This is a genomic window from Vibrio methylphosphonaticus (genome assembly GCF_023634655.1).
Lineage (GTDB): Bacteria > Pseudomonadota > Gammaproteobacteria > Enterobacterales > Vibrionaceae > Vibrio > Vibrio methylphosphonaticus.
Genome location: NZ_JAMKMS010000008.1, coordinates 94,017 through 116,148, shown reverse-complemented (window position 1 = coordinate 116,148; position 22,132 = coordinate 94,017). Strand labels below are relative to the sequence as shown.

Below are 22,132 nucleotides of genomic sequence, written 5' to 3'. Positions count from 1 at the left end.
CATCAGGGTGAACGAAAATGGTCAAACTCACGTGGTATGACTATGTGCAGAGCGTGCCCATCATCGTGTGATGGAGGCTCCCCGAGCAGCGCGAACGTTTAGCCTATAACGGATAGATTAAAACAGAATTCATAAACGAGTAAGCATGCTTGCTTGTAGAAAAGGACATCAAAATGACAACGCAACGCAGCGCTTATCGCGCTAGCATACTTCATAGTATCGCGGACCCGAAAGAGGTCGAACTAGAACAGTCTTATCATTATTTTGATGACGGCGTATTAGTGGTAGAGAATGGCTATGTTATTGATATTGGCCCCGCGACAGAGGTTCTGGCTCGCCACGACCGCGCCATGCCTGTCACCACCTATCAAGATAAACTGATCACCTCAGGTTTTATTGACACCCATATCCACTACCCACAAACTGGCATGATCGCTTCCTACGGCGAACAACTGCTCGATTGGCTTGAAAACTACACCTTTCCAGAAGAGCGCCGCTTTAAAAACCCTATCTATGCCCACAAGGTAGCAAAACTGTTTTTAGATGAGCTCGCCAGCAACGGCACCACGACAGCTCTCGTATTTGGTACGGTACACAAAGAATCAATCGACGTATTTTTCTCAGAGGCTGAAAAGCGAAATTTACGCATGATTGCCGGCAAAGTGTTAATGGATAGAAATGCACCTGACTACTTAACCGACACGCCAGAGTCTGGTTACCAAGCTTCAAAAGAGCTCATTGAGAAGTGGCATCATCGAGGGCGGCTCCTCTATGCTGTTACCCCACGGTTTGCCCCAACAAGCACCCCAGAGCAATTAGAGACCGTCGGTCAACTATTAGAAGAATACCCCGATGTGTACTTACACACCCACCTGTCAGAGAACAAAAAAGAAATCGAGTGGGTTCTGGATTTATTCCCTGAGCGGGACAGCTACTTAGATGTCTATGACCACTACGGTTTGCTTCATAAACGCTCGGTATTTGCCCATGGTATTCATCTCTCAGACTGCGAATGTGAGCGCCTTGCGGAAAGTGAATCTGCCATCGCTTTTTGCCCAACCTCCAATCTATTTCTGGGTTCAGGATTGTTTAAATTAACCAAACTCGAAGAGAAAGGCGTGCGCGTTGGGATGGGAACAGATGTCGGAGCGGGTACCAGCTTTTCTATCCTTCAAACAATGAGTGAAGCCTACAAAATCATGCAGTTACAGCAAGAAAAGCTTCATCCATTCAAATCACTCTACTTGGCGACACTTGGCGGCGCGAAAGCCCTGCATTTAGAAGATAAAATTGGCAACCTTGCCGTAGGCAAAGAAGCGGACTTTGTCGTGCTTGACCTGCATGCTACGCAGCTCATGCGCTTTAGAATGCAACAAACCACAACGCTGGAAGAAAAGCTATTTGTTTTGATGAGCCTGGGGGATGATCGTACCGTCTGTGAAACCTACATTTACGGCAATAAGGCCTATGACGCTAAGCAGCCACAATCCAAAACGCCTGAGCAAGCCGTCGTCAACCTTGTATAGAACGCTTTGTTAGAACAACAACAGCAAATAAAAAGTCGCCTCTAAATGGCGATTTTTTCATTATGAACGAATTCTGAATATTCACTTCAGTTCTCATTAATTGCGCCGGGTGCATAGTAGCACCATCAACGAAACGCTAAGGCAGCGATTTACTTGTTCAATCGACCATTTCAAAGTGAATGGCTCACTAGAAACCATCAAGACGCTGCCGACTAATCGCACTATCAGCGAATAGCGCTATAAACAAATAGCACTATCAACGCATAACGTAATTTTTGAGGCTGACATGAAAAACATCATCATCGCAACAACTCTTATCCTAACCTCTGGTTTCGCGGCGGCTAACTCAGTGCCAGCCAATGGTGGCTTCAATGGCCCAACAGCGGGCATGCAAACCACCGTTGCACAAGCACTCAAAGCCAATGACGATGCGCCTGTACAAATCACAGGTAGCATTACACAAGCTCTCGGGGATGAGGACTACCAATTTACCGATGGAGCCAACACCATCGTGGTCGAAATTGATGATCGTGTATGGCAAGGTGTTGATGTCACACCCAATGACACCGTCACCATTACCGGTAGTTTAGATAAAGATGCATGGGAAGACGCAACCATCGACGTTAAACGTATTGTCATTGCGGGCTAATTAATTCGAATCTGTGCGCAAAAACATGAACAAAGACTCCGTATAGCGGGGTCTTTTTTACGTCTGGTTAACAAAAACCATCCAAGTGTTTTCGCCTCTACCCGAATAAATTCGATGCCAGTCAAAAAATCCAATTTTTTTCTTGCCACAGGATTCGCCTACTCAAATTGACGAACCAGGTCACTAATTCAAAATAAAGCGAAAAATAAATATTTAACGCTATAAAAACCGCGTTTATAGCGCGATCTATCCATTTTGTTCGATTAACCCTATAGGGTTAATCCGTTATCTTTATTGATCCAGATCAAATCAATTATCCATAAAAACAGTAATGTTAATGACATGTTGTTAAGGTTAACAAAAAGGATTTGGCATGGAACTTAAACAAGACCCAAGGTGTTATACGGACGTTTGTATTAACGGAAAATGGTTTCATCACGATCACTGCACTACTCGAGCTTATATGCTCAAAGGTGGCAGCTCAGCGTGTATTGAGCTAGAAAAAATGCCTAAGACTGAGAATGAGTTGGTCGACTTACTTAATGACCTTTTCTAAATTACTGCTTCTAATCATCGCCGCTTAATCGCGGCGTATTCCCCCTCCCTTTCCTAAGCTCTCCTTCTACCATTCACACTAATAACCTAGTGTAAAAAAGCACCAGAACCCGCCGATTCTGATGCCCTTTATGCCGTCTGCGAGATGTATTCAGTCGCAAACTTGTACGCCTATTGCTGCGCTAGCTTGTTGCTGCAGTAGCCTGTTATTTCACTAACCTACTACTGCACTAACCTACGGCTGTACTCGCCTATTACTGTATTTGCGCGCCCTGCTCTACCCATTCACCAATTAGAACCCGTTCATCATCAGTCATCTTAGTCAGGTTACCCAAAGGCATGACTTTAGTTGTCACTGACTGAGCGACAATCCGAGATGCATTGATTTTAATTTCCTGAGGCGTATCAAGCATAACGCCCCCCGGTGCAGTTTGAAACGCGGCATGTGTCGGTGTTGCCGAATGGCACACAGTACAACGCACTTGAATCACTTGGTTAATTTTAGCAAATGAAGAGGTCGCATCATCCTTTTCAACGTCTACATTCACTGTCGCATGGCTTTCGGTATGGGCCACCTGCGGCGATGCGGGTTGATTAGCATATGGAGAGGTCACAAATGCCAATGTAATCATGCCTAGTGCGGCGACAGGGATTGTCCAAGCGAACTTTTGGCTACCATGGCGAGTGTTAAAGTAATGGCGAACCAAAATGCTGAATACCGATAAACCCGCCAATATTAACCAGTTATAGTGTGAGCCATAAGTACTTGGGAAATGGTTGCTGATCATAATAAACAGCACCGGTAGCGTCAGGTAGTTATTGTGTCTAGAACGCAGTAACCCCTTGGCTGGCAAGCGCGGATCTGGCTCGGTATTCTCTTCAATTGCCTTCACCAAATTGCGCTGTGCTGGCATGATAACAAAGAACACATTACCCACCATGATGGTGCCAATAATCGCACCGACATGAATGTAAGCGCCTCGTCCACTAAAGACTTGAGTTAACCCATATGCTGCTGCGACCAAACCAAGAAATAGCACAACACCTAAAATGACCGGTGTTTTCCCCAAGAACGAGTCACAAAGAAAACTGTACACCAGCCAACCCACCGCTAAAGAACCAATGCCAATCGCGATGGCGGTAGTCGAGTCAATACCTGAGCCAGGAGCCACAAGATACAGGTCTGCGTTTAGGTAATACACCACGCCGAGTAAGCAGACCCCTGTAATCCAAGTAAAGTACGCTTCCCATTTAAACCAATGCAAGTTATCGGGCATTTTAGGCGGAGCCAATTTGTATTTCTCGAGGTGATAAATGCCACCACCGTGAATCGCCCAAAGATCGCCAGAAAGCCCGTCTTTTGGGTTACTGCGGTTGAGATTGTTTTCCAACCAAACAAAGTAAAACGATGCGCCGATCCAAGCGACACCAACGACCATATGAACCCATCGAATTAATAAGTTCAACCATTCTGTCATGTGCGGATCCATAACATACTCCTTCTTCGCAGCCTCAATCTATGCGCTGCATTCATTCCTTTTAACCCGGCTTATCGTCGTGCTAACGCATTGTTGGGATATCATCAAGATGAAGCGAAACAAGATGTTCATCAAAAAACACTTCATCGCAGTTATGCCCATCACCCGCTCTGTCGACGACTAAGAATTGATCGTTCTCTGTCAATGTTAGAACGGGGTGGTGCCACACCCCTTTATGATAATTAACACCTTGTCGCCCATTGCTAATGAATGCTCGACATTGCGTCAGTGACGGTGTGTCCCCTTTCTTTGCTACGACAATAAGATACGGCTGACCAAGTAATGGGATAAACGCTTGCGAGCCCAGAGGGTGCCTTTCTAGCATCTCTATCGTCAGTGGGTATTTCAACGGCATGGCCTGAAATATACTGATAATCGCTTTTCCTTGCTGTTGTTCAACATCAGCTTCAGCAAGGTGATGATAGCGACGTGTTGACCCGTTATTGATCATAAAATACTCTCTATTTTCAGTCTCAATAACGTCACCAAAATCAGCAAAACGCTCTTGGGTGAGAGGCTCAATCGCTAAACGGCGGATTCCATTACTCATTATACATTCCTCATGCTTCAGTCTGCTTTGGTACCAAACAAACGAAGACGACTGACCCCTCCGTCAGGGAATATATTCAACCTAACGTGTGTCACCGGTCCAATCTCATTCACTTGCGACACAAACTCCTGAATGTCATGAGCGTTGAGTTTTTGTGCTGGCAGTAGTTCTTGCCAAAAAAGGCTCTGTGTCGCAACTTGATCGTCCGTCCCCCCTTTTACATAAGCCGCTTGAATAGAACAGCTATCAGGGTAGTTACCTTTAAAGTGTGCAGTATCCACCACCACTCGCCCAATATTTCCAACATGACCTAATGCTACAATTACCCAGTCATTACCCGGCGTACGACGACGCGCTGTTTCCCAACCATCACCCATGTTTTCACCGCGCCCTGGACCCAAAATATTGGACTTATTACCATAGTGCTCATCACTACAAACTAAAGCTCTTCCACCATGTTCTACCGCGGCGAGATCAACACTCTGTTGCGGATCAATCGCTTCCCAGTCAACACTAGGTTGGCCATAAACACGTAATCGCGCGACACCACCATCAGGGTAGATATTTAAACGAACGTGAGTAAACACTTTGTCACTGGTGATTTCATTAAGATGGTGTTGATCGCCAGATAAAGCTTGTGATGGCAAGATTTCTTCCCAGTGAGTCAATTCGGTCGGGTCTTCATTTGGGCTATAGATCGCATCAACCGATGCAGAAGGAGGGAAATTACCGGTGAAAAATGAGGTATCGATATCCAAACCCGCAATGGTGCCAGCTAATCCCAGCTTCACAACACAATAGTCGTAACCTTCACTGCGTTTACGACGGCTCTCCCAGCCATCCATCCATTTGCCATTATCGTCATAGAGATCGTCTTTCCATTCCGGCGGAGCTCTGTGCAATAAGCGCGATTTATCTGCAAAAAAATCATCGGTGGCAAAAAGCGCCTCAGCACCGAGTTTTTCATCGGCTAAGTTGATGTACTGTTCAAAATTTAAGGACATATCCGGTCATCCAATTCAATTAATCAATAAATAATAAAATGAGTGTCAGGTGATAGTGGATTAGGCCACTTTCACCTCACCATTAGCAGAAATAGCTGTCTTCCTATGACTTACATATCTCTGAGGCGAAAAAGTGCTATCTTGTTGATTTCATTAATCGCCGTAGCAAACTCAGTTTCACTATCATTGCCTAATCGCATCTCGAACGATTCAAGAATTTGGTAACGATTGGCCCCTTTTACCGCCATGATAAAGGGAAATGTGAAGCGACTTTTGTAGCTATCGTTATAGGTGGTAAATTGTGCAAATTCTTCCTTCGAGCACTGGTCGATACCCGCACCTGCTTGCTCTGAAGTCGAAGCTGCCGTGAGTACTCCGTCTATTGCTGCTTTACCCGCTAAGTCTGGGTGAGCATTGATAAGCGCGAGTTGTTGTTCATAAGGCGCCGCCAATAACACCGACGCCATTTTTTCATGCAGTGACTCAATATGGTTATCTTGCTCGGCAAGCCCTTGTTCAAAAACCGACTCCGCGACCCAAGAGCTGTGCTCATAGATATCGGCAAACCGTGCGACAAAGTCGGTTTTATTGAGTTGCGTCGGTTTGCCAAATTTAAACGGTGTCATATCTATGCTTCCTTGCGTCGAGTTGAACATCTAGTAGTGAAGGATTATCGAGTTTATACGTATCAGTAGTATTACTTTGAGTCAGCCTGATACGGGTGCGTTTTATGCCAATGATTGGCAATATCTATGCGTCGACATAACCAAACCTTATCGTGCTGCTGAACGTATTCTATGAATCGCTTGAGAGAGGCGATTCGTCCAGGCTTTCCAATTAAACGGCAATGTAAACCCACAGACATCATTTTAGGCGCACTCTCGCCTTCGGCATAAAGTGTATCGAAGGTGTCTTTTAGGTATTGAAAGAATTGCTCGCCTGAATTGAATCCCTGCGCGGTGGCAAAACGCATATCGTTAACATCGAGAGTATAGGGAATCACCAACTGAGGTTGCCCTGCTTCTGTATGCCAGTATGGAAGGTCATCATCATAAGCATCTGAATCATAAGCAAAGCCACCCTCTTCAGCGACAAGTCGACGTGTATTAGGTCCCGTTCTCCCGGTATACCAACCCAGCGGTCTCTCCCCAGTCACTTGTTGAATAATATCAATCGCTTTCCTCATATGGTCGCGCTCTTCGGATTCATCCATATATTGGTAATCAATCCAGCGATATCCATGACTGCATATCTCGTGACCAGCCTCTTTCATCGCAATAGCAACCTCGGGGTAGCGCTCAACGGCCATAGCGACGGCAAATACCGTCAATGGAATATCGTATTGTTTGAATAAGCGTAAGATTCGCCAAACACCCGCGCGACTGCCATATTCATATATTGATTCCATGCTCATATGGCGTTCACCAGAAATCGCCTGAGCACCTGGAATTTCAGACAGAAATGCTTCGGATTCATCATCGCCATGTAATAAGCATCGCTCTCCCCCTTCCTCATAATTCAATACAAAAGAAACCGCAATACGCGCTTCATTTGGCCATTTTGGGTGAGGGGGCGTTGGTCCATATCCGATAAGATTTCGAGAATAATCCTGACTCATCCAATCGCTCCTGCTAGTTCTTAAGTCCTGCAAATTTCGCCGTATAAAACCACAATGGCCAATTCACTCAATACATTTATTGTATACAATTTTTTATTTTAATGTAAAGATTTTGTTTATAAAGTTAATTTTTCTAATCATTACATTATAATTCAACAGCTTGAGAGCATAAATAACTGCTAATCACTCGTAAAAACAACAAATCACTTTAAAAATTCCGCCAGACAAAGCAACACTTTTTTAACATCAGGCTTTACTAATTGTAGATATTGTGTACATATTGTTATCAAGAGTATAAATATTCGCGATGTCGATGGTGCGCTATTGACACACGAATATTGAATACAACCATACCGTAGTTAAACATTTGGCCGCTTTTGACATGTTAAAAGACGGCAACACATACATTATCAATACAACATAGCGCGACTAAACGCGCCTCATTACGGACTTAATGCGAGTACACCTTATGGGAAAATTAACCACGCACGTTCTCGACACCGCAAACGGTGTACCGGGTGCTAATATTCGGGTAGTGCTATACCGCTTGGATGGTGATACACCCATTCAAATTCTCCAAGCTGAAACCAATTCCGATGGCAGAACCAACACGCCCTTACTGGAAGGATCAGCATTTGTAGCGGGTCGATATCAGCTCATCTTTCACGTGGCTTCCTACTTCGAACAGCAGGGCATTGAGCTCGATGATGTTCCATTTTTGGATGACGTGGTAATCCGTTTTGGGCTAAATGACGAAGCATCGCACTATCACGTGCCACTGCTTGTTTCTCCGTACAGTTTTTCAACTTACAGGGGCAGTTAAATCACCGATAATTAACGTTCTACATAAGAGAATCATTATTACGATCATTTAGTTGTGATCGCGCCACACTCTCGAAAGCAAACCTCGACGTCGTAAAGACTCATTATTAAGCATCACGCACTATGTTGATGTGATGGGCTTGGTCGTGTGCAGTTTAGGGATATTCAATACTAGAAGGACTTGCTGAAATGAACGAAAGTAAAGCAGAAACGCTCAATCAAACCCACGAGAATAGCTTTCTCGAACGATGGTTTAAGATTAAACAACATGGTTCAAGTGTCAAAAATGAAATGCTTGGTGGGGTGACCACCTTTGCCACCATGGCCTATATCATTTTTGTCAACCCGAACATTATGGCCGCATCGGGAATGGATCAGGGCGCCGTTTTCGTTGCCACTTGTATTGGTGCGGCCATTGGTTGTTTGCTTATGGGGCTATTTGCTAACTGGCCAGTTGGTCTAGCGCCCGGTATGGGGCTCAATGCCTTTTTCTCATTCACAGTGGTTAGTGAAATGGGCTATAGCTGGGAAGTGGCATTAGGCGCTGTGTTTATTTCCGGTGTGCTCTTTGTTGGTATGAGTTTTTACAAAATTAGGCAATGGATTATTGAGAGTATTCCACACAGCTTACGGTTTGCCATGACGGCTGGTGTGGGTCTTTTCTTAGGGTTGATCGGACTAAAAACCGCGGGTATTGTCGTAGAAAACCCTGCCACATTAGTCTCATTGGGCGACTTTACCAAGCCTGATGCGATTCTCGCAGCGATGGCATTTTTAATCATTGCCGTCTTGAGTGAGCGTAAAGTCTTTGGCGCAGTATTGATTGGTATTTTGAGCGTCACCATAATCGGAATGATGCTAGGTCTCGTGCAATACAACGGCTTCTTTGCGGCGCCGCCAAGCATTGCACCGACTTTTCTTGCCATGGATATCAGTGGCGCACTCAATATTTCAATGGTCAGTGTGATTCTCGCCTTCTTGTTTGTGAACATGTTTGATACGGCAGGCACGTTAATGGGTGTTGCTGAACGCGCGAACTTAGTCAACAAAGAAACAGGGAAAATAGAAGGACTCAGTAAAGCGCTGAAAGCGGATAGTATTGCTAGTGTGGCGGGTGCATGTGTGGGTTGCCCACCCGTCACCAGTTACGTAGAGAGTGCGTCTGGCGTTGCAGCAGGGGCTCGCACAGGCTTATCTGCTATCGTCGTTGCCGTACTATTTCTTGCCGCTATCTTTCTTTCTCCATTAGCAGGAATGATCCCTTCTTACGCCACCGCTGGCGCGCTAATTTACGTGGCGTTTGTCATGATGAGCAGCATGCAGCATGTCGATTGGAAAGACTTCACTAACGGGGCGCCTGCAGCCATTACCGCTCTAATGATGCCGCTGACCTTTTCTATCGCCAATGGTATTGCACTGGGTTTCATTACCTATACCGTTCTTAAAGTGTGCACAGGTAAAACAAAGGACGTCTCTATTTCCATGTATGTATTAACGGCGGTATTCATCGCTAAGTTAATCTACATTTAATCGATAAGCATTTGAGTGTAGAAAACGAGAGGGCGAATGCTCTCTCGTTTTTGTTTCAACAAGCCGCGATTTTCAGTGTAAATTGCACATCGTGGTGGCACTTACTCAGCGATGTTTATACATCGATATCATCTCAGGAGAAGTCGATCAGGGCATTTTTATGTTCGGTGTTCCCTTGTTTGACGACTAGAACGTTCATCTGACTAACGCTATTGAGATGTTCAGCCGACGGTTTCATGTCATCAATAACATCATAATCTTGGTTCTAATCCATACTTTCGGTTCACGCCTTGTGCTATCCCCTAGTTTTGCCTATCCAATTTCATTTGGCTCAAACACCCCTTTGTCTATTAGCGCAGATAAGATCGATTGACTCTTGTCTCGAAACCTATCTCGTAATAATCGGACCGTAGGCGTAATGGATTGACGACTTGGGCAGACTAACCACAATTCTGATGGCGTTGGCTTATATTCTGGCATCAAATTCACCACTCGCCCTGCGAGCAAATCACTCGACATATCAATGCACGACTTAAATGCGATACCTTTCCCTTCGACACACCAACGTCGGACAAAATCGCTATCGTTAGATGCTCTATTGCCTTTTAACTTGATTTTGTAGTCACGCTCGCCATCATTAAACGCCCATTCATCTTGCAAAATATCATGCAATTGATAGAAGAGCGCATTGTGATTGAGCAAATCTTGTGGGGTCCGGGGTACGCCATGCTTTGCCAAGTATTCAGGGCTGGCACACAACACTCTTGGGGCTTCACTAATCTTAAACCCGTACAAATTCGAGTCCAACTTGGGCCCATAGCGCAATGCCATATCAACCGCATCTCGATAAAAATCAATATTGCTGTCACTGATATGAGTGCGCAGTGACACATTAGGGTATTCCAGTAGAAAATCATCCAGCCAAGATGCCACAATATTACGCCCTAAGTCCGAAGACATGGCGATTCGCACTTCTCCGTCAATGATACCGAGATCTTCTCGCATATTGAGCTTAGCTTGTTGCAGCATTTTCAATGCTTGCTCACACTGTGGCAAATACCGTTCGCCAGCTGAAGACAGCCGCAAGTGACGTGTGGTGCGCACAAATAATTCTGCACCAAGTGACGCTTCAACCCGCTTAACAGCGGCACTCGCGGTGGCGGTTCGCATATCAAGGTTTGTCGCAGCAGCAGTAATACTGCGTAGCTCCGCCACCTTTAAGATAACGTGTAGATCTTCAAGCAGCATATACACTGACTCCTACTCAATTCGTTTATTCAATGATGCTCCGCACCACCCTTACACTTTATTATCAAATAATTTTTGATAATAATTCAAATTATAGCCTCTTTATAACTATCAATCTTACTATTACTATATCCCGACACAAACGCCTTATTCATACTCAAAGCCGCTAATCACTTGCGCCTAAGAAGACGAGAACACACTATGACGTCACTCACTATCGTTGCCAATATTATCGCTAATGAAGATAAAATTGAGTTGGTGAAAACCGAATTATTAGCGCTCATTGAAGCAACACGCGCCGAAGAAGGCTGCATCAATTACGACTTGCACCAAGACAATAACAACCCCGCGCACTTTACGTTTTATGAAAACTGGACGTCACCAGAGCTGTTGCAAGCCCATTTACGCAGCGCTCACATTGCGAAATACAAAGCGGCAACTGAAGGTGCCGTTGCTAGCTTTACACTCAATGAGATGACTCGTATTGGGTAATGCTGCAATAACGCTGACTCGTTTTATTTCTTACTCTTTTTATTCTTAACTAATTTTATTTCGGAGATGACCATGCCACATCCCATCATTGCAGATTTAGAGCAACGCTATACCGCCAAACGCTACGATGCGACCAAGCGTATCCCTCAAGATGAATTAGAGGTCATTTACGAGGCAATGCGACTTTCAGCTTCTTCAATTAATTCACAGCCGTGGAAGTTCATTGTCATTGAAAGTGATGAAGCCAAACAGCGCATGCACGATACGTTTGTTAACAAATTTCAATTTAATCAGCCTCATATCAAAGCAGCGTCACATATTATTTTGTTCGCATACCACCCTAGCTACACCCGCGATGATTATGCAAAAGTCGTCGATAAAGGCATTGCCGATGGCCGTACGACACCAGAGCAACGTGAACAAGCCTTTGGTGGTTTTGCCTTTGCTGAACTGAACACTGATGAGACGGGCGATACTTCAAGCTGGACTAAGGCGCAAACCTACCTCGCGCTAGGTAATACCATGCATGTTTTAGCACGCCTAGGCATTGATTCAACGCCGATGGAAGGGGTAGATCCAGAGATGATCACTGAACTGTTTAAAGATGAACTCGGAGGCTATCAATGTGATGTGGCCTTAGCGATGGGCTATCACCACTCGGATGAAGATTACAATGCATCCCTACCTAAGTCTCGCTTGAGCCGTGAAGCTGTATTAACGGTTTTATAACTCATATCGCTTCCCCAGGCCGACACCAACATGATGAACAGTCTCTCAAGAGATGGTCATTTTGACTCGGTAGGGGACACAATAGATTCTCTAATCACTAACGAGCCCGATATTGAAATTGATTGGGCTCGTTCATTCTCTCCCAAGATACGCAGTATCGCCACCTGAACCATATTGCCCAACGGCACACTGACCGAGCTGAGGCTAGGTGATAGATACTCGCCCATATTGCTGTTATCAAAGCCGGCAATCGACATATCTTTTGGTAATGACAGCCCAGCATTGTTTAAAGCACGCATCGCCCCCATCGCCATGTCGTCATTGCAAGCCAATACCGCTGTCGGTCGTACAGCACACTCAAGTAACTGTTGTACCGCTAGATACCCCCCTTTCAACGCCCAGTTGCCGCATTGCTCAAAGGCCTTATGAATGGGTAAACCATGGCTTTCCAACACATCTCGATAGGCGCGATAGCGCTGTTGATCCGTCCCTGAGTTTGGGTTGCCACGAATGATTGCAATGCTGCGATGACCGTTTTGCACTAGGTGCTCCATCATTAAACAAGCACTTTGATAATGATTGGTTGTAATCGCGTGTTGAGGGTGATCGGATACTGGGCGATTCAGAACCATGATCGGGGTCGTGGTGCGACTAATGATCTCCGATAGCTCTTTCTCATTTAAGTATTTCGAATAAACAATGATGCCAGCACACTTCATGTCTAAAAGAAAATTAATGGCATCCCTTTCCTCAGCTTTACTGTGCTTCCCATCTGTCATCACCAATTGATGGTTCGACTCTTCACAAAATGACGCCGCATGATTCATCAGCGTTGAAAAATAAGGGCCATCAAACAAGACATTACTCATAACAAAGCCAATGAAGTTGGTTTTTCTCATGGCCAGATTTTGCGCTAAAATATTGGGGCGGTAGCCGGTTTTCTGAATCGCGTCAAACACTCGCTTTACGACATCCGGTCGCACGATATTTTTCTTGTTCAATACCCGTGATACGGTCGATTTAGAGACTCCTGCCTCATTGGCGACATCCAGCATCGTTACTTTCACCACCAATTCCTCTTTATTCGATTGAAAACGCCCGCTAAACGCGGGCGTAGCATCTGATAAGCTGTGTGCGCTAATTTTAACGATATGCGTTAAGTTTACTTATATGCGTTAAAATTAACTTTGAGAGTTCAAGTTAGCCTACAGTGCTTCACCATTAGAAGCGATCACCCCTTGATACCAGCTAAATGACTTTTTCTTAGCACGGGCAAGACTACCCGACCCATCGTTATGCTTATCGACATAGATAAAGCCATACCGTTTTTTCATTTCACCCGTGGTAAACGATACCAAATCAATGCATCCCCATGGGGTATAGCCCATTAGATCCACGCCATCAATACAAACGGCTTTTTTCATTTCGGCGATATGTTCACTCAAATAGGCGATGCGGCTGTCATCGTCAATACTGCCATTATCCTGCACGTGATCCACCATACCAAAGCCATTTTCTACGATAAATAGCGGCACCTCATAACGTTCATAGAGTGAGGCAAGGCAATAGCGCAAGCCAGTCGGATCAATTGACCAACCCCAATCACTGGATTCGATAAATGGATTCTCAACCGAGTTTTCATGACCGCCATCCATACTCTCTTCTGTCGATTGCTGCGACGTAGAATCTAGTGTATTCGACATGTAGTAACTGAATCCAAGATAGTCAGCTTTGCCCTGTTTCAGAATGGTTTCATCTTCAGGGTCCATATCTATAGTATATCCTTTGATTGCCCAATCACGCTTTGCATAGGCAGGGTAGTGACCTCGCACCATCACATCGGAGAATAAATACCGATCACGCATCGCTTGCTGCGCGAGCATCACATCGGCGGGTTTTGAAGATCGCGGATAAAACGGCACCATGGCGCACATGGCTCCAATCTTCATCTCAGGGTTAATGTCATGTCCTTTACTTACCACCAACGCACTCGCCACAAACTGATGATGAACGGCTTGATACATTGCCTCTTCCGGGCGCTCAAATTCCGAAAACTTCACCCCTGAGCACATCCAACCAAAAATATCGGCAGAAACGTTAACTTGATTATTGATCTCGTTAAACGTCATCCAATACTTCACTTTATGCTTATAGCGCTCCATGACCACAGTAGAATAACGGACAAAGAAGTCGATCATTTTACGATTCATCCAACCACCATATTCTTTAGCTAGATGATAAGGCATTTCAAAATGACTCAGAGTGATAACAGGTTCTATGCCATGCTTAATCAACTCATCAAACATGTCATCATAATACGCCAATCCTGCTTCGCACGGCTCTAGCTCATCCCCTTTAGGGAAGATGCGAGTCCAAGCAATGCTGGTTCGAAAGCATTTAAACCCCATCTCAGCAAACAACTTGATATCGTCTTTGTAGCGATGATAAAAGTCCACAGCATCTTGATTCGGGTAGTGTTCGCCTTCTAGTACACCGTTAGTGATACGACGTTGAACACCATGCTCTCCAGCGGTCAAGACATCCACCACACTCACGCCTTTACCGTTAGCGTTCCAGCCGCCTTCTAGCTGATGTGCTGCCACCGCACCACCCCATAAAAAATCACTAGGAAAAGTTGTTTTCATACTTTGACTCACCAAATTGGTTGAATTAATCCGAGCGTCACTTCTGTGTCGGAGCGAAATAAACGCACTCTCTTTAACGTCAACATTATTTCTGAAACCGGTTTCAACAATACTAAAAACAATAAAGTGAGAACTAGGTCACATTGGAATGTCGATAATGTGAATGCGCCTATGCACGGTCTTTTGGGATTCTGACAAGCGGCGAATCAGCGCTGTGTCCGTAGTGACATGCCATTGCACGAAAACGTGTCAGAGTCATTGATAAAAGGGCGAGTGTCTTGGTCTGTCAGAACAGCCGTTTTATTTAGTGCCCAGCAATATAGCCATGAGTTATTGGCACGATTGACTCAGTCACTGCTATGATTTACCGATACGCTAAACACAGCGACACGACCGACAAACAAGAGTAAGTGTTATGATGCATGTTGAAATTGATGAGACAAATGGAATTGCGATTCTGTCACCTGATGACAAGTTATCGACCACCGATTTTAAAGCAGCTTCGGCGACTATCGATCCTTACATTGAGCGTAACGGTAAGCTAAATGGTTTAATAATTTCGGTCGAAACATTTCCAGGTTGGGAGTCATTTCGTGACCTGAAATCTCACTTTAGTTTTGTTAAAAACCATCATCAGGAAGTCAAGAATATCGCGTTCGTGACTAACTCGGTACTTGGTTCAATAGGGGAAGGTATCGCAAAGCATTTCATTTCTGCGCAGATAAAAACGTTCAAATATAACGAACTCGATTTAGCCAAGTCTTGGATACTTTCAAGTCGCTAAGTTTGCTCTCACACACTTAGCGACAATGGCCTGATGCGAGCCTCACATTATAGGGCAAACTCAGATAGCTTCGGACACGTGTGCATACACATTAGCTCATTTTTGATACTGCGTGCTGCTCTACAATGAACGCGATCGCTTCATCATTTAAGCAAGATTTACTAACGTATTGACGCTGCTTACCCATATGAAAAATAAACCCTAAATCGCTTTGTGTAAGCTGGTCGATGTCATTCCAAGCAATATTGCGGGTGTTGTTAGCATTTTTATACGTCACACCGTTAGAGTTAATCTGTAATACGACTTTGCTACCAGAGCTCCTACTGAATGTTTGTCGCCATAGCCACCAAGTTCTCTTAAAGTAAACACTGAGCGCCTCAACGACACTCAAAACAATGAAGAACCAACCAATGTAACTACTAGGCAATAGCTCAAATTTAACTAAAACCACGCCAAAAAGAAGAAAAAGTACGCCTTTTAAATAAGCTTGGGGAAATTTAGTCGGTAGACTCGTTTGATCATAACACTCTGCAAAAAAGGGTTTATCGAGGGTGTACTCTGTGGTGAAACTCAAATCTTTAGACATATGAGGCTACTTAACGGTTTTTTGTGAGTGTGTATCCCATGCTGCGATCTCGCAACCGAAGTAGTATATCGCTTCTCGATACTTATCTTTAGCTATTTTGCTGCTCTTTTGTAAATCAATAATACCGGTAGGATCGGTGCATTCGATAGACACTTTCGACGCGATTCAAAGCTGACAACTTGTTGAGGAGAGAAGGGCCTCAAAACTAAAATAGCTGGCGACTCAGACACACGGTTCTAAACCCTGTGGTTAGACTAGAAAAACACCTTCATTCTCTGTATGGAAATGGCAGCGTACCGATGGGTACACTGCCATTTCGTGTCATTTTTTATTACTTGCTATGACGCTGTTTGACTTCCGTCAACACAAGCCGCTACAACAAAATAAAGACGAGTTATGCCACTTTCACTGCATTAGAACATTCGTCAACGGTGTCAAAAAACTCATCATGCAACGCGCAAATTGCGGCGCGATATTCTTTGTTTCCCACCACAAACTGTACGTTTACGTTTCGCATTGAAGCGTGCAGAGCCACGGGGGTAATACCGTTGTTCATTAACGCCAATACGCCTTGAGCCAAGGATTTATTGGTATCAATCTGCGATCCAATAACGGATATTAACGCCACCATCCGCCCTTTTATTTCTGCGCTTGGGTAACGCTTTTCTGCCTTATACAACACTTTATTTACGCTTTCCTCACTGCCACCAAGATAGTAAGTCATTGAGTTAGCGTTCATTTCCTTACCAACTAAGTTTACGTGCGCATCAGCAATGATCTGCATAAGCTCATAACTGACATTATCAATCTGCCCAACCATGGTTTGATCGAATAAATGCAGTGCAAACACTTCCTCTTTACCGGCAATAATTTCCACTTTATTCGCCGTTGGGCGGTGACCACCACTAATTAATGTGCCCGAATGTTCAGGCTCGAAGGTATTTTTAATCTGCAGTTCAATGTTGCTCTCTCGTAATCCCGCTGCTGCATTAGGATGAATCGCTTCCATCCCAAGGCTAGCGAGTTGATCGGCCACATCGTAATTAGTGTGACCAATCGGCAATACCTTCTCTGAACCCACCATACGGGGGTCAGCCGAGCTTAAATGGTATTCTTTATGAATAATGGCAAGATCAGCATTGGTGATCGATGCAATTCGGCTGAATGTCATTTCGCTATAACCACGATCGTAAGTAGACATAAGCCCTTCACTACACGACGCATAGCCAGTCACAATAGGCAGTTCTTTGCTAACATCGATATCGCTAAATACCTCACGAATATGATCATCTAGTTTCTGAGGGGTTTCTGAATCCCAACCAGACAAGTCGACGTATTTGGCATTAATTCCCAAATTTTTTAATTTTAGCGCTGTATTATATGCGCTGTGAACTTCTCCTATCGACGCTAAAAATTCGCGGACTTGCGGCAGATAATGGCGTAATGAGAATTGCCCGTACTGGCAGGTTTCTAGAATGTTTGAGATGCAGTTTTTTGCCTCTGAGAGACGGGAGCGAATAAATTTATCCGCGCGCATGCGGCTCATGGGATCAGCAAACATATGTTCATTGGTCAGCAACATTCGCTGCTCTACATAATGAAGAGCATCTTGCCACTTCTCATCTCTCTTCGCGACTAATTGATAAACGCCCGGTTTACTGGTTTTTTTACATTCAAGTAGCGCATCTGTCATTCCACCATAAGCGGACACAACAAATACTCGGTTATAACGGTGTTCTGGGGCAGGATACAAAAAGATATTTTCGAGCACAGCATCAAATGCTGTCATGGAAGTACCGCCGATTTTCTCTACGGTATAAATCATAAGGGAGCCTTAATAAAGTGATGGTTAGGTTACAAACGAAAGCGAGTGAGGGGTTAACCTCACTCGTTATAACAGGGTGAGTCTGACCTATTGTCTTAATCGACTAGGGGATAGACACCATTTTCGTCATGCACTTCTTTCCCAGTAATTGGCGGGTTAAACACACACGCCATCACCATTTCTTTGTCTTTATAAGCTCTTAAGTAGTGCTCATCATTTTTGTCTAGAATGTAAAGTGTGCCAGGTTTAATTGGGTATGTTTCGCCATCTACGACTTCAATCTCGCCTTCGCCACTCATGCAATAGACCGACTCTAGGTGGTTTTGATAATGAATGTGCGTCTCGGTATTCTCGTAGATCGTAGTAATATGGAACGAGAAGCCCATCTTGTCATCTTTGAGCAACATGCGGACACTTTCCCAGGTTTCCGATGTCACTCTACGCTCGCTATCGCGACACTCATCTAATGTTCTTACAATCATCTTTACTTCCTTGATTAAGATGCTTTTTTAAAGCGTTTCGCGACAACTGATTCAACCGCACTTTCAAAAATAGACAAACCTTGATTCAATTCTTCTCGCGTGATTGTCAGAGGACAAAAGAATTTTACTACTTCATCATTGGGACCCGCGGTTTCAATGACCATACCGTTATCAAAACAAGCTTTGGCGATATCACCCGCAAGCTCACCGTTATGGCACTCGATACCAATCATCATGCCACGCCCTTTTTGCTGAACAAAAAGTTGCGGGTGACGCTGCAGATTACGTTGAATAACGTCTGATACATCTGCAGAACAGCGGGCAATATGAGTTTCAAGTTGATTATTGGACCAGTAGGTCTCGAGCGCTTTTGTCGCGGTCACAAAGGCATGGTTGTTGCCGCGAAATGTTCCGTTATGCTCACCCGGCTTCCAAATGTCTAACTCAGGGCTGAGTAGCACCACCGCCATTGGCAATCCATAACCGCCGATAGATTTTGATAGCGTCACCATATCAGGTTTGATTCCTGCTGGTTCAAAACTAAAGAAGGTTCCTGTTCGACCGCAACCCGCTTGGATGTCGTCGATAATCAACAAAATATCGTGCTGCTTACAGATTTTATTTAACCGCTGTAGCCAAGTAGTCGATGCGACATTCAAACCGCCCTCACCTTGCACCGTTTCCATCAGCACCGCCGCAGGTTTATCCATACCCGCAGAGTTATCACTTAACATGGTTTCAAAGAGTTTAAGGCCGTCTATGTCAGCATAACCTTCAAAGGGAATACGCGTAACGTTGTTTAAGCTCATCCCGGCTCCCTGACGGTGATGCTGATTCCCCGTCGCAGCCAAAGCACCTGCGGTACAACCGTGAAAGCCATTTGTAAATGCGACGATTGAGCTGCGCCCTGTCACCTTACGAGCCAACTTCAGAGCGGCTTCTACCGCGTTAGTTCCCGTTGGACCAGTAAATTGGACCTTATAATCCAGCGATCTAGGCGCCAAAATATAACGCTGAAGAGCGGTTAAAAATTCAGCTTTTGCGTCGGAGTGCATATCGAGGCCATGCGTAATGCCATCTTTCTCGATATATTCTAGTAACGCCTGTTTAAATACCGGGTTGTTATGGCCATAGTTCAGTGATCCTGCACCAGCAAGAAAGTCTAAATAACGCTCCCCTTTATCAGTTTCTAGCCAGCACCCTTTTGCCTTGGTGAACATAACTGGAAAACTGTTTGAGTAAGATCGTACTTTCGATTCTTGCTTGTTAAAAATATCCATGATAGACCGCTTAATTTCCTATTTTTTGAGTGTTTTTCAGAGGGATTCGATACAAAAATTCTGTGTCGTGCTCCCCCTTAAAATGAATTTGTTCGTCTAGAAATGTACTGACTTCACCTTGTGTCCCTTGTTGCGAATCAAGTTTTTTAAACAATGCCCATGACGCGCCATTATCTTTGGTGATCGTCGTTTCTACGGCCACGACAGAGCAAAGTATGTCTCTGTTGAGTAAGTGGCTAAGCATGCTAAAAGCAAGCCCTTCGCCTCGATAATTCGGCGAAACCGCGACTTGCCAAACAAATAACGTATCGGGATCGTCGGGCTTTCGATAAGCAGAAATGAACCCCGCAATGTCATCACCGTAGCGGGCGATAACACAAGTTCGACTAAAGTGTGTAGATTGCAAAAAGTTGCAATATGACGAGTTCACGTCGAGGGGAGGGCAGGCTGCAATAAGACCAAAAATATCATTTCCATCATCGCCAGTCGGCTCTAAAAACGTCCATTCCTTACTTGGTTTTTCACTCGTTTCGGGATACATCACCCAAGGTGCTGATGTAATCATACGCAGATACATTTCCTTTGTACTCTAAGTAAAAATTCGCCTTTATTAGTTCATAATTAGAGAGTCAAATCAAAAATAGACGCTTTAAAAGCGATGTTTTGTGAGCGGCAACGCATAAATAAAATATATACATACACATAAAACCACACAAATGTGGTTAGAACTCTAATCTTTTTTAATTGGATTTTTGAATATTTATTGTGAAACCATCAAAAATAACGAAGCGCACCGTTCAAAAATGCACCTGTTTATGGTGATTTTTTTGAACGCGTAATTTAAAAACAAGAAGTGAGTCGCGCTGAATATAACGCTAAGAAATCAGAGGACTTTGTGTGTGACTCGCGGCAAGTCTGAGTCGCGTTGAAAAAACAACACAAGGCAGTCACATTGAGGAAAGTAGTTAAGTTATGACGTGAATATGTAAAATTAAGCATTTTCTTATAGCCACATCATAACTTGGAGAATAGCAATAGCGGCTATAATACGGCGAGTTGAGCTTTTCTATCCTTATTTACCACACAAAAATTACCACGCTTTGTACGACATTTAGAACAACGCTCGCATTCAACCGGTGAGCGATCACCCGTTTGCCAACGTTTAATCAGGTGAGGCTCAGAAAGAAGCGGTCTTGATAGCGCAAAATATTGAATATTGGTATTAGCGGCGATCGATTCAATGGCATCGATATCCGTTAAGCCACCTACCGTAATCACTGGCACACTGACTTCTTGACTAATGACATCACCATATTCATGAAAATACCCTTCTTCTTGAATGGTATAGCCATCATAAGATTGTCCAATCATGGTGTCTGCTTTGCCGTGAATATTACCGGAGATAATAATGGCATCCACACCGACATGTTCGAGTACTTTACAAACTTCCTGAGTTTCATTAAAAGTTAAACCGCCAGCAAAAAACTCCGATGCGGTTAGCTTGACCAGGATTGGGAAAGCGTCGCCAACCTGCTGCCTTGTTTGTTGATAAATTTCCAGCAGAAATCGCATGCGATTATCTAAACTACCTCCATATTCGTCGTCTCGCTGGTTGTAGTATGGGCTTAGAAATTGGTTAATCAGGTAGGTGTGCGCGGCATGAATCTCAACCCCATCAAAACCAGACTGTTTCGCCCGCAACGCCCCTTTAGCAAACGCTTGGACTATATAGTCAATATCTGACTTTGTCATCGCCGAGCCTTGAGTCTGTGTCCCTAACTCTGGGATGTCACTAGGGGAATAAATGACACGCTCGCCAACATTGTAAGTTGTCTTCGTGCCACCATAGGCCAATTGCATCACAATTTTTGAACCGTAGTGATGGACACGTTCTGTGAGCTTTTTGTACTCATCGATAAAAGAGTCATTATAGATACCCATCATTCCAGCATTGGGTTTTTCTTCTTCAACAATGTTGGCGTAACCAGTAACAATAAGCCCTACTTCGCCTTGGGCTAACTCTTCATAAATGGCATATAGCTTATCGGTCATATGGCCAGTTTCCGTCGCCATATTTTCCCATGTTGCGCTACGTATAAAACGATTTTTAAGTGTCATGTTGCCAAGGCGTGTTTCTGTAAACAAAGTGCTCATTTTTCCTCTCACATTCGGTCATACGCCCCACCTCCTTTTTAATACAAAAAGGACAAAAAGAGTGACCATTCACATAGATGGCCGAACTTTTTATCCTTTCATACACGAGGGTAAA

At 44.3% G+C, this 22,132-nt stretch carries 22 protein-coding genes; 8 read left to right on the top strand and 14 right to left on the bottom strand.

The genetic code is table 11. The annotated features are described in order from the left end of the window. Positions 1–173: 173 nt before the first annotated feature. The 3 genes from guaD to M9196_RS11395 all read left to right on the top strand — a co-directional run bounded on the left by guaD (position 174) and on the right by M9196_RS11395 (position 2,731). Positions 174–1,526 carry a guanine deaminase gene (gene guaD, locus M9196_RS11405; protein ID WP_250617673.1) on the top strand — a complete coding sequence of 451 codons (1,353 nt, stop codon included), beginning with the start codon at positions 174–176 and terminating at the stop codon, positions 1,524–1,526. A 286-nt stretch (positions 1,527–1,812) separates the two neighbouring features. Then, positions 1,813–2,175, top strand: coding sequence for a YgiW/YdeI family stress tolerance OB fold protein (locus M9196_RS11400; protein ID WP_250617672.1), 363 nt, complete (start codon positions 1,813–1,815; stop codon positions 2,173–2,175). Between the two features lie 373 nt (positions 2,176–2,548). Further along, on the top strand, positions 2,549–2,731 hold the full coding sequence (locus tag M9196_RS11395; protein ID WP_250617671.1) for a hypothetical protein: 183 nt from the start codon (positions 2,549–2,551) through the stop codon (positions 2,729–2,731). 253 nt (positions 2,732–2,984) lie between these two features. Here M9196_RS11395 and M9196_RS11390 read toward each other — a convergent pair whose 3' ends face one another. From M9196_RS11390 to puuE, 5 genes are all read right to left on the bottom strand, one after another. Further along, positions 2,985–4,220, bottom strand: coding sequence for a urate hydroxylase PuuD (locus tag M9196_RS11390; protein WP_250617670.1), 1,236 nt, complete (start codon positions 4,218–4,220; stop codon positions 2,985–2,987). Positions 4,221–4,290: 70 nt separating this feature from the next. Further along, positions 4,291–4,818 (bottom strand): ureidoglycolate lyase, encoded by a 528-nt coding sequence (locus M9196_RS11385; protein WP_250617669.1) that lies wholly within the window; start codon positions 4,816–4,818, stop codon positions 4,291–4,293. A gap of 17 nt (positions 4,819–4,835) precedes the next feature. Next, complete coding sequence (gene alc, locus M9196_RS11380; protein ID WP_250617668.1) at positions 4,836–5,822, bottom strand: allantoicase; 987 nt, start codon at positions 5,820–5,822, stop codon at positions 4,836–4,838. 110 nt (positions 5,823–5,932) lie between these two features. Further along, on the bottom strand, positions 5,933–6,448 hold the full coding sequence (gene uraD / locus M9196_RS11375) for a 2-oxo-4-hydroxy-4-carboxy-5-ureidoimidazoline decarboxylase (RefSeq protein ID WP_250617667.1): 516 nt from the start codon (positions 6,446–6,448) through the stop codon (positions 5,933–5,935). A 71-nt stretch (positions 6,449–6,519) separates the two neighbouring features. Beyond that, complete coding sequence (gene puuE / locus M9196_RS11370) at positions 6,520–7,440, bottom strand: allantoinase PuuE (protein WP_250617666.1); 921 nt, start codon at positions 7,438–7,440, stop codon at positions 6,520–6,522. Between the two features lie 469 nt (positions 7,441–7,909). Between puuE and uraH the strand changes: the two genes are divergently transcribed. Both uraH and M9196_RS11360 read left to right on the top strand, forming a co-directional pair. Next, on the top strand, positions 7,910–8,263 hold the full coding sequence (uraH, locus tag M9196_RS11365) for a hydroxyisourate hydrolase (protein WP_250617665.1): 354 nt from the start codon (positions 7,910–7,912) through the stop codon (positions 8,261–8,263). Between the two features lie 188 nt (positions 8,264–8,451). After that, entirely contained in the window at positions 8,452–9,792 is a 1,341-nt protein-coding gene (locus M9196_RS11360; RefSeq protein WP_250617664.1) for an NCS2 family permease, read from the top strand. Between the two features lie 312 nt (positions 9,793–10,104). Here M9196_RS11360 and M9196_RS11355 read toward each other — a convergent pair whose 3' ends face one another. Next, positions 10,105–11,040 (bottom strand): LysR family transcriptional regulator, encoded by a 936-nt coding sequence (locus tag M9196_RS11355; protein ID WP_250617663.1) that lies wholly within the window; start codon positions 11,038–11,040, stop codon positions 10,105–10,107. Positions 11,041–11,241: 201 nt separating this feature from the next. Between M9196_RS11355 and M9196_RS11350 the strand changes: the two genes are divergently transcribed. Both M9196_RS11350 and M9196_RS11345 read left to right on the top strand, forming a co-directional pair. After that, complete coding sequence (locus M9196_RS11350) at positions 11,242–11,532, top strand: putative quinol monooxygenase (protein ID WP_250617662.1); 291 nt, start codon at positions 11,242–11,244, stop codon at positions 11,530–11,532. A gap of 72 nt (positions 11,533–11,604) precedes the next feature. Further along, positions 11,605–12,261, top strand: coding sequence for a nitroreductase family protein (locus M9196_RS11345; protein ID WP_250617661.1), 657 nt, complete (start codon positions 11,605–11,607; stop codon positions 12,259–12,261). 56 nt (positions 12,262–12,317) lie between these two features. Here M9196_RS11345 and M9196_RS11340 read toward each other — a convergent pair whose 3' ends face one another. Continuing rightward, positions 12,318–13,316, bottom strand: a complete 999-nt coding sequence (locus tag M9196_RS11340; RefSeq protein ID WP_250617755.1) for a LacI family DNA-binding transcriptional regulator — start codon at positions 13,314–13,316, stop codon at positions 12,318–12,320. A 150-nt stretch (positions 13,317–13,466) separates the two neighbouring features. Beyond that, entirely contained in the window at positions 13,467–14,906 is a 1,440-nt protein-coding gene (locus M9196_RS11335; RefSeq protein ID WP_250617660.1) for a 6-phospho-beta-glucosidase, read from the bottom strand. A 415-nt stretch (positions 14,907–15,321) separates the two neighbouring features. Between M9196_RS11335 and M9196_RS11330 the strand changes: the two genes are divergently transcribed. Further along, complete coding sequence (locus M9196_RS11330; protein WP_250617659.1) at positions 15,322–15,690, top strand: SpoIIAA family protein; 369 nt, start codon at positions 15,322–15,324, stop codon at positions 15,688–15,690. A 91-nt stretch (positions 15,691–15,781) separates the two neighbouring features. Here the strand turns inward: M9196_RS11330 and M9196_RS11325 are convergent, their stop codons facing one another. The 6 genes from M9196_RS11325 to M9196_RS11300 all read right to left on the bottom strand — a co-directional run bounded on the left by M9196_RS11325 (position 15,782) and on the right by M9196_RS11300 (position 22,017). Beyond that, positions 15,782–16,276 carry a YcxB family protein gene (locus M9196_RS11325; protein ID WP_250617658.1) on the bottom strand — a complete coding sequence of 165 codons (495 nt, stop codon included), beginning with the start codon at positions 16,274–16,276 and terminating at the stop codon, positions 15,782–15,784. A 394-nt stretch (positions 16,277–16,670) separates the two neighbouring features. After that, positions 16,671–18,101: an aspartate kinase gene (locus M9196_RS11320; protein WP_250617657.1), complete on the bottom strand. Its 1,431-nt coding sequence runs from the start codon at positions 18,099–18,101 to the stop codon at positions 16,671–16,673. A 95-nt stretch (positions 18,102–18,196) separates the two neighbouring features. Next, positions 18,197–18,583, bottom strand: a complete 387-nt coding sequence (locus M9196_RS11315) for an ectoine synthase (protein ID WP_250617656.1) — start codon at positions 18,581–18,583, stop codon at positions 18,197–18,199. Positions 18,584–18,597: 14 nt separating this feature from the next. Continuing rightward, on the bottom strand, positions 18,598–19,863 hold the full coding sequence (gene ectB / locus M9196_RS11310) for a diaminobutyrate--2-oxoglutarate transaminase (RefSeq protein WP_250617655.1): 1,266 nt from the start codon (positions 19,861–19,863) through the stop codon (positions 18,598–18,600). A 10-nt stretch (positions 19,864–19,873) separates the two neighbouring features. Continuing rightward, entirely contained in the window at positions 19,874–20,428 is a 555-nt protein-coding gene (ectA, locus tag M9196_RS11305; RefSeq protein ID WP_250617654.1) for a diaminobutyrate acetyltransferase, read from the bottom strand. A gap of 476 nt (positions 20,429–20,904) precedes the next feature. Beyond that, positions 20,905–22,017 (bottom strand): NADH:flavin oxidoreductase, encoded by a 1,113-nt coding sequence (locus tag M9196_RS11300; RefSeq protein WP_250617653.1) that lies wholly within the window; start codon positions 22,015–22,017, stop codon positions 20,905–20,907. Positions 22,018–22,132 lie beyond the last annotated feature (115 nt).

Bases quoted from the DNA above. Each gene is read 5' to 3' on its own strand.
- guaD (WP_250617673.1), top strand. From the start codon at position 174: ATGACAACGCAACGCAGCGCTTATCGCGCTAGCATACTTCATAGTATC.
- M9196_RS11400 (WP_250617672.1), top strand. From the start codon at position 1,813: ATGAAAAACATCATCATCGCAACAACTCTTATCCTAACCTCTGGTTTC.
- M9196_RS11395 (WP_250617671.1), top strand. From the start codon at position 2,549: ATGGAACTTAAACAAGACCCAAGGTGTTATACGGACGTTTGTATTAAC.
- M9196_RS11390 (WP_250617670.1), bottom strand. From the start codon at position 4,220: ATGGATCCGCACATGACAGAATGGTTGAACTTATTAATTCGATGGGTT.
- M9196_RS11385 (WP_250617669.1), bottom strand. From the start codon at position 4,818: ATGAGTAATGGAATCCGCCGTTTAGCGATTGAGCCTCTCACCCAAGAG.
- alc (WP_250617668.1), bottom strand. From the start codon at position 5,822: ATGTCCTTAAATTTTGAACAGTACATCAACTTAGCCGATGAAAAACTC.
- uraD (WP_250617667.1), bottom strand. From the start codon at position 6,448: ATGACACCGTTTAAATTTGGCAAACCGACGCAACTCAATAAAACCGAC.
- puuE (WP_250617666.1), bottom strand. From the start codon at position 7,440: ATGAGTCAGGATTATTCTCGAAATCTTATCGGATATGGACCAACGCCC.
- uraH (WP_250617665.1), top strand. From the start codon at position 7,910: ATGGGAAAATTAACCACGCACGTTCTCGACACCGCAAACGGTGTACCG.
- M9196_RS11360 (WP_250617664.1), top strand. From the start codon at position 8,452: ATGAACGAAAGTAAAGCAGAAACGCTCAATCAAACCCACGAGAATAGC.
- M9196_RS11355 (WP_250617663.1), bottom strand. From the start codon at position 11,040: ATGCTGCTTGAAGATCTACACGTTATCTTAAAGGTGGCGGAGCTACGC.
- M9196_RS11350 (WP_250617662.1), top strand. From the start codon at position 11,242: ATGACGTCACTCACTATCGTTGCCAATATTATCGCTAATGAAGATAAA.
- M9196_RS11345 (WP_250617661.1), top strand. From the start codon at position 11,605: ATGCCACATCCCATCATTGCAGATTTAGAGCAACGCTATACCGCCAAA.
- M9196_RS11340 (WP_250617755.1), bottom strand. From the start codon at position 13,316: ATGCTGGATGTCGCCAATGAGGCAGGAGTCTCTAAATCGACCGTATCA.
- M9196_RS11335 (WP_250617660.1), bottom strand. From the start codon at position 14,906: ATGAAAACAACTTTTCCTAGTGATTTTTTATGGGGTGGTGCGGTGGCA.
- M9196_RS11330 (WP_250617659.1), top strand. From the start codon at position 15,322: ATGATGCATGTTGAAATTGATGAGACAAATGGAATTGCGATTCTGTCA.
- M9196_RS11325 (WP_250617658.1), bottom strand. From the start codon at position 16,276: ATGTCTAAAGATTTGAGTTTCACCACAGAGTACACCCTCGATAAACCC.
- M9196_RS11320 (WP_250617657.1), bottom strand. From the start codon at position 18,101: ATGATTTATACCGTAGAGAAAATCGGCGGTACTTCCATGACAGCATTT.
- M9196_RS11315 (WP_250617656.1), bottom strand. From the start codon at position 18,583: ATGATTGTAAGAACATTAGATGAGTGTCGCGATAGCGAGCGTAGAGTG.
- ectB (WP_250617655.1), bottom strand. From the start codon at position 19,863: ATGGATATTTTTAACAAGCAAGAATCGAAAGTACGATCTTACTCAAAC.
- ectA (WP_250617654.1), bottom strand. From the start codon at position 20,428: ATGATTACATCAGCACCTTGGGTGATGTATCCCGAAACGAGTGAAAAA.
- M9196_RS11300 (WP_250617653.1), bottom strand. From the start codon at position 22,017: ATGAGCACTTTGTTTACAGAAACACGCCTTGGCAACATGACACTTAAA.